The organism is Helicobacter zhangjianzhongii, from assembly GCF_030249855.1.
Taxonomy (GTDB): domain Bacteria; phylum Campylobacterota; class Campylobacteria; order Campylobacterales; family Helicobacteraceae; genus Helicobacter_B; species Helicobacter_B zhangjianzhongii.
The window spans coordinates 96,074-108,562 of sequence record NZ_JANURN010000003.1; the positions used below are offsets into that span (position 1 = coordinate 96,074).

Annotated in this window: 13 protein-coding genes; 8 read left to right on the forward strand and 5 right to left on the reverse strand. The window is 41.7% G+C overall.

Annotation, left to right across the window (positions count from 1 at the left end; genetic code table 11):
- Positions 1-54 precede the first annotated feature (54 nt).
- From NYG90_RS03780 to NYG90_RS03815, 8 genes are all read left to right on the forward strand, one after another.
- On the forward strand, positions 55-1,782 hold the full coding sequence (locus NYG90_RS03780) for a type I restriction-modification system subunit M (RefSeq protein ID WP_285264721.1): 1,728 nt from the start codon (positions 55-57) through the stop codon (positions 1,780-1,782).
- Positions 1,728-2,327 (forward strand): hypothetical protein, encoded by a 600-nt coding sequence (locus NYG90_RS03785; RefSeq protein ID WP_285264722.1) that lies wholly within the window; start codon positions 1,728-1,730, stop codon positions 2,325-2,327. The genes NYG90_RS03780 and NYG90_RS03785 overlap by 55 nt, the downstream gene beginning before the upstream one ends.
- Complete coding sequence (locus NYG90_RS03790) at positions 2,327-3,400, forward strand: Fic family protein (RefSeq protein WP_285264723.1); 1,074 nt, start codon at positions 2,327-2,329, stop codon at positions 3,398-3,400. Before NYG90_RS03785 ends, NYG90_RS03790 begins: the two co-directional genes overlap by 1 nt.
- A gap of 82 nt (positions 3,401-3,482) precedes the next feature.
- Positions 3,483-4,166 carry a restriction endonuclease subunit S gene (locus NYG90_RS03795; RefSeq protein ID WP_285264724.1) on the forward strand — a complete coding sequence of 228 codons (684 nt, stop codon included), beginning with the start codon at positions 3,483-3,485 and terminating at the stop codon, positions 4,164-4,166.
- Between the two features lie 196 nt (positions 4,167-4,362).
- Positions 4,363-5,073: a restriction endonuclease subunit S gene (locus tag NYG90_RS03800; protein WP_285264725.1), complete on the forward strand. Its 711-nt coding sequence runs from the start codon at positions 4,363-4,365 to the stop codon at positions 5,071-5,073.
- A 94-nt stretch (positions 5,074-5,167) separates the two neighbouring features.
- Positions 5,168-6,916, forward strand: coding sequence for a dihydroxy-acid dehydratase (gene ilvD, locus NYG90_RS03805; protein WP_285256975.1), 1,749 nt, complete (start codon positions 5,168-5,170; stop codon positions 6,914-6,916).
- Between the two features lie 348 nt (positions 6,917-7,264).
- Positions 7,265-7,432 (forward strand): hypothetical protein, encoded by a 168-nt coding sequence (locus tag NYG90_RS03810; RefSeq protein WP_285256976.1) that lies wholly within the window; start codon positions 7,265-7,267, stop codon positions 7,430-7,432.
- 3 nt (positions 7,433-7,435) lie between these two features.
- Positions 7,436-8,593, forward strand: a complete 1,158-nt coding sequence (locus tag NYG90_RS03815) for an SLAC1 anion channel family protein (protein WP_285256977.1) — start codon at positions 7,436-7,438, stop codon at positions 8,591-8,593.
- Here the strand turns inward: NYG90_RS03815 and NYG90_RS03820 are convergent.
- From NYG90_RS03820 to NYG90_RS03840, 5 genes are read right to left on the reverse strand one after another with little or no spacing between them, the layout of a single operon-like run.
- Entirely contained in the window at positions 8,568-9,074 is a 507-nt protein-coding gene (locus NYG90_RS03820) for a glycosyltransferase family 9 protein (RefSeq protein ID WP_285264726.1), read from the reverse strand. The two genes, NYG90_RS03815 and NYG90_RS03820, sit on opposite strands and share 26 nt — an antisense overlap.
- Positions 9,034-9,636 carry a hypothetical protein gene (locus NYG90_RS03825; RefSeq protein ID WP_285264727.1) on the reverse strand — a complete coding sequence of 201 codons (603 nt, stop codon included), beginning with the start codon at positions 9,634-9,636 and terminating at the stop codon, positions 9,034-9,036. The genes NYG90_RS03820 and NYG90_RS03825 overlap by 41 nt, the downstream gene beginning before the upstream one ends.
- Before the next feature lie 17 nt (positions 9,637-9,653).
- The gene (locus tag NYG90_RS03830; RefSeq protein ID WP_285256980.1) at positions 9,654-10,700 is read right to left on the reverse strand and encodes a 7-cyano-7-deazaguanine synthase; all 1,047 of its coding nucleotides are present in this window, start codon (positions 10,698-10,700) and stop codon (positions 9,654-9,656) included.
- A complete protein-coding gene (gene dnaG / locus NYG90_RS03835) occupies positions 10,697-12,325 on the reverse strand; it encodes a DNA primase (protein ID WP_285256981.1) in 1,629 nt (542 codons plus the stop codon). Before dnaG ends, NYG90_RS03830 begins: the two co-directional genes overlap by 4 nt.
- Complete coding sequence (locus NYG90_RS03840; RefSeq protein ID WP_285256982.1) at positions 12,325-12,474, reverse strand: hypothetical protein; 150 nt, start codon at positions 12,472-12,474, stop codon at positions 12,325-12,327. The genes dnaG and NYG90_RS03840 overlap by 1 nt, the downstream gene beginning before the upstream one ends.
- Positions 12,475-12,489: the final 15 nt, after the last annotated feature.

The window sequence follows — 12,489 nt, forward strand, 5'->3', positions numbered from 1 at the left end:
ACAATTATTTATTTAATGGTAAAATTCCATAATTAAATCCAAGCAAGGACAATAATGCAAGAAACACAAAAGCTAGAGCTACAATACAACAAAGAAGGCAAGATCTATAGCCCACTAGGCAAAAGATACAAAGTCGCTACACCAGAAGAGATTATAAGGCAGAAATTTGTCTGCACGCTTGTAAATAGCTATAAATATAACCTAGAGCAAATGCAAGAAGAAGTCAAAACGCAAAAGGGTAAAAATGCCGCAAGGGCTGATATCGTAATATGGAAAAGCCCCAAAGATAAGCAGGATAAAAACCCACCCTTAATCATCGTAGAGTGCAAGGCAGATACCATTCGCATAAGCGAGGGAGATTATGCACAAGGGGAGAGCTATGCGAGACTCACTAACGCCCCATTTTTTGTAACGCACAATAACTATGAGACAAGATTCTGGCGTGTGATAAAGGATAAAATGCCCGGCTTCACCCAAGAGATAGCCAATATCCCAGAAAATAACGCAAGTGATAAAGAGATAGATAAGCTACTCAAAGATTTAGTTGTTTTTAAAGAAGATGAGTTTGCTAAAATCTTATGGGAGTGCCACTGCCACATACGCGATAATGATAAGTTTGACCCCACAAAAGCCTTTGATGAAATCGCAAAAATTTTGTTTATGAAAGTGTATGTAGAGAGAAAGCTCATAAAGGGCGAGGCGGATAATAAATTTACAATAGAATATGTAAAAGAGGCAGAAAAATATAATCCAAACTACCTAGAATGGCTCTTTAATGAAACGAAAAAAGAATTTGCAAAAGACCAAATTTTCATAGATAACGAAAAAATTGAACTAAAAAACGCCACTATTTATAAAATCATAGAAAGACTTCAAATTTACAATCTATCCAACACTTCAAGCGATATTAAAGGCGTGGCATTTGAGAAGTTTTTAGGGCAGACTTTTAGGGGAGAGTTAGGGCAGTTTTTCACCCCGCGACCCATTGTAGAATTTATGATAGAGATGATAAACCCACAAGAAAATGAAGTCTCCTGCGACCCTGCAAGTGGTAGCGGGGGCTTTCTCATTAGAATCTTTAGTAAAGTGCGTGAGCTTATCCAGCAAGATATTATCAAGCAATATGAAGCCTATAAACAATCCATAGTCAAAGATATAAACAACATCACCGACATAGAAGCAAAAAAGCTAACTAGCAAAAAGAATGAGCTAGAAAAACAGCTAGAGACCGACACGCAAGGCACAAGACTTTTTAAGCTTTCAAACCACTGCATTTATGGCACAGATGCAAATGACAGAATGGCAAGGACTTCTAAGATGAATATGATAATGCACGGCGATGGACACGGCGGGATCCACCACCACGATGGGCTACTAAATATCAATGGAATCTTTGAAAACCGCTTTGATATAATCCTAACCAACCCTCCCTTTGGCTCAAATGTGAGAAAAGAAAACACCATACGAGCCGAAGACGCCCAAACCTACCTAAACAACAATGGCGAAGTTTCTTACACAGAAGAGAAAAAAGAGCAGATAGAAAACTACTACAAAACCTATGGCAAAGAGACCTACCAAAATGCCCAACGAAAAATCCTAGACAACATTGGTAAGCCTATCGCCTCACTCTTTGCCCTAAAGCCCAATTTAGAATCTGATAAAACCGAGCATTTGTTTATAAACCGCTGCCTAGATTTGCTAAAGCCCGGGGTAGAATGGGAATCGTTTTGCCAGAAGGTGTGTTTAATACGCCAAATGCAGAATATGTGCGAGAGTTTGTAGAAGGCAGGGCATTTTTACGCGCTGTGATTTCACTACCACAAGAGACTTTCACAAGCAGTAAGGCGAGTGTGAAAAGCTCTATTTTATTCCTACAAAAATTTAGCCAAAATGAGCAAAATGAGTTTAACTCTATCGTAGAAAAACACACAAAAGAGCTAAAGCAAAAGCACAAAGAGACGCTAGACAAACTAGAATCTATTATCAACTATCGCAAAGCAAAGGGCGAGAAGAGTGCCAAATACAACGCAAACGACAAAGCCAAAGCCAAAAAAGAGCTAAAAGAGCTAGAATCTAATATTAAAAAGCAAGCATTCAAACGCACCAAAATAGACTTTGACTACCCCATATTTATGGCAGAGCCGGAGTTTGTGGGTATCACTAGCACAGGGGAAATGGGCGAAAATGTCAAAAATGAGCTACTAGATAGCTATGAAGTGCATAAAGATGAGAATGGCAAAGTGCTTGAAAAGATATTAGAGCAAAAGGGGATTTTAAGCCATTTTAGAGAGTTTTTACAAGAATACAACATACAATGGAATCAATAATGCAAGAATTTATCCCACAAGAATTACCAGTTAGTTTAAATCTAACACTTAAAATCTATAAGCTACTAACTACTGCTTCAAGAAAATTAGCCGAGCTTAATGGATTTGCAAAAATTATCCCAAATCAAGATATTTTAATCAACTCCCTTGTTTTACAAGAAGCAAAGGATTCCAACGCTATTGAAAACATAATCACAACGCACGATGAGCTTTTTTTAGCCCAAATTGATGAAACTAAAATCACCAAAAACGCAAAAGAAGTGCAAAATTACGAATTAGCCCTTAAAACAGGTTTTAAGCTCTTGCAAAAAGATAACCTACTGCTTAATAAACATATTTTAGAAATCCAAAGATACCTAGAGAGAAATAATGCGGGTTTTAGAACCCAAAGTGGCACAACACTAACCAACCCACTAACAGGGGAAATAAAACATATCCCGCCTCAAAATGCAGATGATATTAAAAGACTTATGAGCAATTTAGAAAAATACATCAATGATGATACCGATGAGCTAGACCCACTCATAAAACTTGCTATCATTCACTATCAATTTGAGACAATCCACCCTTTTTATGATGGTAATGGCAGAATAGGCAGAATCCTAAATATCCTCTATCTTGTTTATCATAAGCTTTTAGACTTGCCTATTTTGTATTTGAGTGCCTATATCATTGCGACAAAAGATAAGTATTACAAACTTTTAGAAGAAGTCAGTAAAACAGCAAGCTTTAACGATTGGATAGAGTATGTGTTGATTGGTGTTGAGAAAACTTCATATGCGACAATATCTAGGATAAAGGCTATTGATTTAGCGATGCAAGAGATAAGCCAGACACTCCAAAAACAAAAGGATACCATTTATAGCAAAGACTTTGTAGAACTGCTCTTTTCACATCCTTATACAAAAATACAATCCATAGAAAAAGGCTTAAAAGTTCATCGGCACACAGCCTCTGTTTATTTGAAAATCTGTCAAGAATTAGGAATTTTAGATTGCATAAAAATAGGCAGAAACAAATATTTTATCAACATTAAGCTTTTTGAGATTCTAAGTCAGGAGCTGATATGTTAAAAATTTTGCATTTTTTCGACATATCACGGCGATATGTCGAATTTTTCAATTTTTTTCTACATATCTCATAAAAGGAATAAAAATGAGTAAAGTGCAAATTGTATGGTTTAGGGATTTAGTGCGGTGGGATATAAAACACTATCTAACCGAATTTAAATCAAAATTTCCTTTAGTGTCTTTAAAGGATTATATTGTAGAGAAGAAGCATAGAATTAAGCCCTCAAATTTTCCAAACGAAACCTTTGATATTTTAGGTGTTAATAATAAAGATGGAGTATATTTTAATGAGTCTTTACTAGGCTCACGCATAAAGCAGCCTTACTATCAAGTAAGAAGTGGAGAAATTTTTTACAATCCTTATCGTGTGAATGTCGGCTCAATAGGTATTGTCCCACCAGAATTTGATTTGAAATATACAAGCCCTGCCTATGTTATCTTTCAAACAGATGAAACACGACTACTTTCACAATATTTAGTGTTTGTTTTAAAATCGGCTTGGTTCAACGAGCATTTACGAGCAAAAACAAGGGGTTCTGTAAGACAAAATCTATCTTTTGAAGCTTTATGCGATTTGCAAATCCCACTACCGCCCCTTGAAGTCCAAAAACAAATAGTCGCCAAGATAGAATCTATAAAAGCACAAATCAAAGCCTTGCAAGTTGAAGAAAAACGCCTAAAAGATGAGATAGAGGCATATATATATAGCACTTGGTTTAGAGAAAAAGCAAGAACTACAAAGGCAAAAGGTATTCATCGTCCGCTTTAAAGATTTAGACCGCTGGGACACAAGGCATAATCAAAGCATTGCTATAAACCTTTGCCACACTGATTCTACCCCTTGTCATACTGATACCACTTCCACTTGTCATACCAACTCCCCTACTCATCATTCTAACCCTCTCTCTTGTCATACTGAGGCGATAGCCGAAGTATCTACAAACATAGAATCTAAATTTGTCATTATGAGCGAAGCGAATAATCTCAAAAAATATAATAGAGATATTTCGCCTACGGCTCAATATGATAATGAAATGAGTAGGGATATTTCGCTACCGCTCAATACAACAAACCTAGAATCCTTACTAGATTCTATCCCTACCCCACCACCGCACGGCTGGGAAGTCAAAACACTCGGCGAGATTTGTGAGACTAATATAGGTTTGGTTTATACCCCTGCAAATGTCTCAAATGATGAAAAAGATATTATTGTATTGCGTTCAAACAATATACAGAATGGCAAAATCGTTTATGACGACTTAATACGCGTTAAAAACATAAAAATCAGTCCAAATAAAATAGCCAATAAGGGCGATTTGTTAATGTGTGTTAGGAATGGAAGTGCAAATTTAATAGGCAAAACAGCAATGATAGATAGAGACGGAGTATCTTTTGGTGCTTTTATGGCAATTATTAGAAGTAAATACAATAAATTTCTTTATCATTTATTACAATGTGATTACTTTAGAAATTATACAACACAAAGCAGAACTTCAGGTATCAATCAAATATCCCAAAATGACATTAAAAATTTCAAAATCCCCCTGCCACCTTTATCCGTGCAAGAAAAAATCCTAGCCCATATACAAAAGATAGAATCCAGCATTGCCGCCACACAAGAGAAAGCAAAAGCCCTAGGGCTAGAGCTTACACACTATATAGAATCCACTTTATAGATTCTAAAGCACTGCCCCCAAGCCTAGAATCCAAAAACGAGATTCTAAGAATCTTAAAGTATAATTATTTACTACAAAATACTAAGGAGATTTTATGCGAAGTGATATTGTAAAAAAGGGGCATAATCGCGCGCCTCACAGAAGCTTACTAAGGGCAACAGGGCTAAAAGATGAAGATTTTAGCAAACCCTTTATCGGCGTGGCAAATAGCTATATTGACATCATTCCGGGACATTTTTTCTTAAACAAATACGCCGAGATTGTAAAGGACGAGATACGCAAGGCAGGCGGTGTGCCTTTTGAGTTTAATACCATTGGCGTAGATGATGGCATCGCTATGGGGCATAGCGGTATGCTCTACTCCCTGCCTAGCCGTGAGCTGATTGCTGATGCAATAGAATCTGTGATGAACGCCCACGCCTTAGATGCGATGATTTGCCTGCCAAACTGCGATAAAATCGTGCCCGGAATGCTTATGGGGGCATTGCGTGTGAATGTGCCGACTATCTTTGTAAGCGGTGGTCCTATGAAAGCAGGGCGGCTAGAAGATGGCACAATACTAGATTTAAACTCCGCATTTGAAGCAGTAGGGGCGTATGAGAGTGGCAAAATTGATGAGAAAAGATTGCACGAGATAGAGTGTCAAGCCTGTCCTAGTGGGGGGAGTTGTAGCGGAATGTTTACTGCAAACTCTATGAATACACTCTGTGAAGCTATGGGCGTGGCGTTGCCTGGCAATGGCACGATCCCAGCCCTAACACCTGAAAGGGAAGAGTTACTACGCAAGGGGGCTAGACGCATTGTAGAGATAGCACTTGATTCTAGCTTAAGTGAAAAGTTTAGATTCCGCAATATTTTGAATGCAAAAGCCGTGCATAACGCCTTTGTCGTGGATATGGCAATGGGGGGAAGCACCAATACGATTTTGCATATGTTAGCCATTGCCAAAGAAGCGGAAGTGGATTTTAACCTAGAATCTATCAATACTATCGCTGCAAATGTCGCCCATATCGCCAAAATCGCCCCGGCGTTAAGTAGTGTGCATATGGAGGATATAAATCGAGCGGGGGGAGTGTCGGCAGTAATGAATGAAATCTCTAAGCGTGGCAATTCATCTTTGGGTAATCATAGCGGCGATTTTGTGGATTTTACAAACCAAGATTCTAGTATTCTTTACCTAGACGCTCTCACAATCACCGGGGAGACTTTAGGCGAAAGAATCCAAAACGCAAATATAATAGACCCAGAAATTATCCGCCATAATGACAACGCCTACTCGCAAGTTGGCGGATTAAAAATCCTTTTTGGTAATCTCTGTAAGCAAGGAGCGGTGCTAAAAGTCGCAGCCGTGGCAGAATCTATGAAAGAATTTAGCGGTAAAGCGATTTGCTTTAACTCCCAAGATGAAGCGATTAAGGGCATCGCAGGGGGCAAGGTAAAGGCTGGAAGCGTGGTAGTTATCCGCTATGAAGGACCAAAGGGTGGACCGGGAATGCAAGAGATGCTAAGCCCTACAAGTCTTATTATGGGAATGGGCTTGGGTGAGAGCGTAGCACTCATAACCGATGGGCGATTTAGCGGGGCGACAAGGGGGGCGTGTATCGGGCATATAAGCCCAGAAGCGGCTGAAGGGGGGCTTATCGCACTTATTGAAGATGGCGATATGATAGAGATCTCTGTCTCGCGTGGGAGCTTGGAGCTGAAAGTGGATTCTAAGACTTTAGAAGCACGCAAAGCTAAATGGAAGCCAATACAAAAAGAGATAACAAGCAAATGGCTTAAACGCTACGCCCTGCTTGTAAGCAACGCTGCAAATGGCGCGGTGCTAAAAACAGAGCTGTAGGGGTAGATAGCAATAGTATGAAAGTGTGTGATATTTTGTGGCATTTCACTTATATTTTCACATTGCAAGAGCGGAGTTTGATATATCTCTAAAAAGGCGATGAGATGAAAAGTCTAAAGATTATCAAGACTATGCTATTTGGAGGTGTTGAGCCAAAGAGTGAGACCTCTTAGAGCAAAGACTAGCGTTTTTCATAGGGCTTGTGCTTTTCATTACCAGCTTAATAAAACGATCAAAAATCTTGCTGGGTGGAATCTAAGCGATAGTTTATAACTATGGAGCGTGCAACTAGTCTTGGATTGTTTTTAAGGAATCTTAAGCATTTAGCGGTATTCATTTTCAAGGCAAATGCCTATTTTACGCGCAATGTTTAGTGGCGAGATAGATTCCCACTATATTGTAGAGCGACATAGTCTTGTGGTAAGAGGGGATAAAATGATAGGGAGCGTTGAAATAGCAAAAGGGATTAAAGGTGCTAAAATGAGCGATATAAAATCCACGCAAAATAAGGACTAAGCTATGCGAAATGTCAATACAGAATCAAGCCCAAATCCCACAAGCCAAACACAAATCCCAGCAGAATCTAAACTTGCAAATCTACCTATCGCATTATTTGCTTCAGTTATGGGGATAGGTGGCTTAAGCCTTGTATTGAAAAAAGCAAGTGTGGCTTTTGGGAGCGAGGCACTTGCAAATGCGTCCTTTAATAGCACAACACTTAATAGCGGAGCAAACGCACTAGAATCCAGCCTGGATTCTAGCTCATCGTGGCAAGGGGTAATCGCACCATTTCTATGGTGGGGAGCGTATGGCTTTGCGGTGTTGGCAGTGGTTGTTTTCGCCCTTTTGCTTGTGTGTTATGGTGCGAAAATGCTTTATCATTTCAATGCGTTTAAAGCAGATTTAAAACATCAAGTAAAGATTAACTTCCTATCAAGCATTCCTATTAGTATGCTTATCATCGTAGCATTTTGGAGTGATTTAAGTAGCGGGGTAGATGTGCTATGGCAAGGGATTTTGGGGCTTTTTTATGTGGCAAGTGCCTTGCAGCTCGTGCTTAGTTTATATGTGATGAGCTTTTGGTTTAGGGAGAGTATGAAGAGTGCTTTGCTATCCCCTGCGTGGTTTATACCGATTGTGGGCAACTTAATCGTGCCTTTAAGTGGTGGCTTAATCAACGCTCCAAAGGAATTATTACTCTTTTTCTTCTCAATTGGTTGCTTTTTTTGGATACTTTTGAGTGCGATGATAATGCAGCGGCTCATCTTTGAGCAGAGTTTGGAATCTAAATTTATCCCTACACTTTTTATTTTTATCGCACCACCTAGCATTTTTGTGGTGGATTTTCATAGCCTTTTTGGATTCCATAATGCGTTGAGTTTTGTGGGCTTTAATGTGGCGTTGTTTTTCGTGCTATTGCTTTTAAGTTTAGGGAATATTTTTACTAAGCTTAGTTTTGCGCCATCGTGGTGGGCTTTTACCTTTCCGCTGTGTGCCTTTGGGATAGCGAGTTTTGATTTATATATGATTGATTTTAAGTGCTTTTATGGGATTTTAGGGATTTTAGGGCTTGTGATGGCATTTTTTGCGGTGGTGTTTATCTCATATAAGACCTTAGGGCTGTTGCAAGTGGAGCGATTTTTAGAGAGCCTTAAGTTTCCCTTAGGCATTGCTTAAGCAGGGCTGTGGTAGCTTGGATAATTTTTTGGCATTGGGCTTTGGTGAGCTGATCCCTTGGAGCTTCTAGGGTGATGTAGTGGAGATCTTTATGCCCCCAGCGCGGCTTGTCATACTCGGCATAGAGCCCAATGCTTGGCACTCCTAGATTTAGTGCTAGGTGCGTTGTGCCTGTGCTTGGGCTAATGCACAAGCTCGCGCGAGTAATTAGCGCGATAAGGTGGGGGAGTTTATTGTTGGCAAAAATGATGAGATTGCGCGAGTTAAGCTCCCTGCATCGCTTGTGGTCTCTCAAAGCTTGCATAAACTCTCTATGCACGGCAGGATAGGTGATCACTAGCACTTGGTGGGTTTTGCACACTTGCGCTATAAGCTCTAGCCACGCGTGCTGTGGGAGTGAGTAAGCGTTATTGACATTAAAGGGATTGATCACAATTAGCCTAGAATCTTCTAACCCCCCCCCCCAAACACGATTTGGCAAAACGCTTTTTATAGATATAGCGCAGGATTGTATCAGCTTGGGCTTGGATAGGCTCTGGCGCACAGAGCCTAGCAGGAGAGAAGTCAAGCCTTGCGATACTAGTATCAAAGGCTTTGGGGTTAATGAGTCGCACCAAATGCAGCAGTATATTTTCAAAGCTCATTTGCTTATAGGTCTTGCTTGCATAAATAGGCAGAGTCCTTGCACGCCACGCAAAAAGGCTCACAAACTTCCTAGCGCATAGCACACGCCTAGCATTGGTAGCAAGCCCAAAGCGCAGAAATGAGCTTTTGCTATCACTTAGGATAAGATAGTCGCAAGCAAAGCTATTGATTGCAGCAATTTGCTTACTAATACTCTCTTTGGGGCTAGAATCTAGCTGCCATACATCAGTCCCCATATCTAGCAGTGTGTCAATATGGCTTGCTTGTGAGTAGAGTGCGGTGGTCGTGGCATTGCCAAAGACTATAAGCCTGCAAGAAAACAACGCCTTAATCGCATACAAAGCTTTAGCATAGATGACATTTGAGCCAAGCTCCCTTGAAGCGCATACAAATCCCACAACCACGCCAGCGACCCCTATGCTTTGAAAAATAAAAATTCCTGTGCTTTTTGCTTGTCAAGCGGCTCTACTTCTAGGATAGATTCTCCCACCTGCACGCGCTCCTTTGCCCCGCTGTGTTTGGCATAGGCAAGCGTCAAACGCGCTGCTAGGATTCTATCTCCATCACTCGCGCTAGATTCTACAAGCCCAAGCGGTCCTTTAGAATCTAGCAGAGTGATATGCGACATTTTTGGGTTGGGGGCGGAGAGCTTTTTGTTTTCCTCATCATTGCGAGCAATCACACAGCGCGCGCCATCTGGCAGCACCATATATCGCCCTACTTTTACCAATGCCACATCTTCTAGCACCATTGTCCTATGCGCGCTTAGATCTTTGATTTTATTTGCCACGCTTAGATCTGTAAGCAAGCAGCCTCCGCCGGGGTTTTCATAATATTGAAAGCCCCATTTTTTCACCATCTCAAGCTGTCTCGTGCGCCCTCTGCCGCTTATATCAAGGAGTTTTTCTCTATCGACCCAGCCCATTTTCTCCGGGAAGCTTGGCTCTAGGAGCTTGGCACACATCGGTCGCAGCAGCAGCTCATCTAAATACTGCGGTTTGCTAGAATCCACTTTATCTTGTGCTAGCAAATGCGCAAACCTCTCATCACTCCCAAAGCCCCGCACAAGCTTTCGCACTTGATCTAGGGCTTCTTTGCGCTGGGATTTGGGACGCTGCCCTAGCACCTCTCCGCTTATCACAAAGCTAGCCCCTAGCTCATCAAGCCGCAAAAACGCTTGGGCAAACATATTAGCGTGGCAGTCGATACACGGATTAAAATACTTGCCATAGCCGTATTTGGGCGTGAAAAGCACATTGTCAAAAAACTGCTTTCTAATATCAATCAAAACAAGCTCTGCGCCCACTTGCTCTGCGGCATTGCGCAGATACTCGCTTTTGTCCTTATTGCCCCCAAAGCCTATGTTAAAATGCACGGCTTTGACCTTGATCCCTTGGAGTGTGAGTAGCTTCATCGCAATGAGGCTATCACACCCACCGCTAAAAAGTGCTAATGCTGTCATATTGGTTGTAGTTTCCTTTCTGTGGATTTGGTAGTTTTAAGAGATAGAATCTTAGCGCGAAGTTGGGAAATTTGCGCGAGATCTTTTGTCTGCTTAAGTTTGGATTCTAAAAAGCGCAGGATAAATATGCGCAGCTCCGCTTCAAATCCCCCCTCACACAAAGGCAGCGGATCTAGGGCTATGCCCAAAAGCTGTGGGTGGCTAGGGTCATTGACACACAGGGCATCAAAGGCTGCTTGATACTCGGTAAAAATACTTCTATCAATATAGAGCAAGGCTTGATTAAGCAGGGCTTCATCTTCAAGCATATAGCGCAAGATGAGCCGCTCTAATTTATCGCCGCTAGATTCTGGGGCTTGGATGGGCTTTGGCTTTGGGGCTTTGGCTTTGGGGTGCAAAAATTGCAATGGCACTTGGAGAAGATCTGCGCTAAATTGCGCGTATTCTTCTTGCATAAGGGGGCTAAGGGTGTGTAAAAAGGCTTTGATTTCTTTAAGCGCGTCTTCTTTGCTAAGGGGGTTGGCGAGATTATGCTTGCTTGCAATCATTGTAAGACCAAATTCGATAAATGGCGTGGGACTTGCAAAAAGCTTTTTCACTTCTTGCTCCCTGCCTGCTAGGATCATATCTGCTGGGTCTGCGCCATCTGGGAAGATCACCACGCCGCCCTTTTTGCTTAAGGGTGCTAGCATACTGCTTGCGCGAAAGGCTGCGTTAATGCCAGCCTTATCGCCATCATAGCTTAGGATAATCTCTGGCTCGCCTTTATTCAGCAAGGGGATATGCTCTTTGGTAAGGGCTGTGCCAAGCGTGGCGACAGCGTTGTTTATGCCAGCTTTGTGGAGCATTATGGTATCGATATAGCCTTCTGTGATGATGATTTGCCTGCTAGCAAAAATCGCTTGCTTGGCTAGGTGGTAGCCATAAAGCAAGCGCGATTTGTTAAAAAGTGGATTCTGGGGAGAGTTTAGGTATTTTGCCATTGCGCCTTCTTTGATACTGCGCCCACCAAAGCCCACGACCTTGCCATTTGCCGAGTAGATAGGAAACATAATGCGCTCACCAAAACGCGGATAAAAGGGCTGATTATACTGCTCATTTTTGCCGATGATGCCGTTTTTTAGCAGCTCATCTGTGGGGAGATTTTGGGCGTTGATAAAGGCTTGGTGTCTAGCGTGGCTTGGGCAAAATCCTAGATTCCACTGGGCGATCAATCTATCATCAATGCCGCGCTTGTGGAGATAGGCAAGCATAGGCGCGGAGTCTAGCAAGCTAGTGTGGTAGAAAGCGGCGATTTTCTCTAGGGTGTCGGTGCGCTCCACGCGCTCTTTGCTGTCGTATTCTAGGCGGAAGTCAAGCATATCGGCGATTTTTTCAATGGCTTCGACAAAGCCTAGCTTCTCATACTCCATTACAAATTTTATGCTATCGCCCCCTATGCCGCAGCCATAGCAGTGGAAGATCCCCTTGCTCGGTGAGATCATAAAGCTTGGGGACTTTTCATTATGAAAGGGGCAGGTCGTAGCATAATTGCTCCCCACGCGCTTTAGCTCAAGATAGTGGCTTATGATTTCAAGAATATCAATGCGGTTTTTGAGATTCTCAATCGATGCGCTTGTGATCATTATATGCCTTTGGTGGGCTTAGTAAGCCTAGAATCTACGATGATAGCTAGATTGGTGGTTAGTGTCGCGATTGTAGCGCGGATTTTATTAGAAGCGTATAAAGTGGCAAAGTGGATTCTAGGGGGTTTGGGCTTGTTTTGTAAAGCCATTTTGGGATTCTAGGA

Bases quoted from the DNA above. Each gene is read 5' to 3' on its own strand.
- NYG90_RS03780 (WP_285264721.1), top strand. From the start codon at position 55: ATGCAAGAAACACAAAAGCTAGAGCTACAATACAACAAAGAAGGCAAG.
- NYG90_RS03790 (WP_285264723.1), top strand. From the start codon at position 2,327: ATGCAAGAATTTATCCCACAAGAATTACCAGTTAGTTTAAATCTAACA.
- NYG90_RS03795 (WP_285264724.1), top strand. From the start codon at position 3,483: ATGAGTAAAGTGCAAATTGTATGGTTTAGGGATTTAGTGCGGTGGGAT.
- NYG90_RS03800 (WP_285264725.1), top strand. From the start codon at position 4,363: ATGAGCGAAGCGAATAATCTCAAAAAATATAATAGAGATATTTCGCCT.
- ilvD (WP_285256975.1), top strand. From the start codon at position 5,168: ATGCGAAGTGATATTGTAAAAAAGGGGCATAATCGCGCGCCTCACAGA.
- NYG90_RS03810 (WP_285256976.1), top strand. From the start codon at position 7,265: ATGCCTATTTTACGCGCAATGTTTAGTGGCGAGATAGATTCCCACTAT.
- NYG90_RS03815 (WP_285256977.1), top strand. From the start codon at position 7,436: ATGCGAAATGTCAATACAGAATCAAGCCCAAATCCCACAAGCCAAACA.
- NYG90_RS03830 (WP_285256980.1), bottom strand. From the start codon at position 10,700: ATGACAGCATTAGCACTTTTTAGCGGTGGGTGTGATAGCCTCATTGCG.
- dnaG (WP_285256981.1), bottom strand. From the start codon at position 12,325: ATGATCACAAGCGCATCGATTGAGAATCTCAAAAACCGCATTGATATT.
- NYG90_RS03840 (WP_285256982.1), bottom strand. From the start codon at position 12,474: ATGGCTTTACAAAACAAGCCCAAACCCCCTAGAATCCACTTTGCCACT.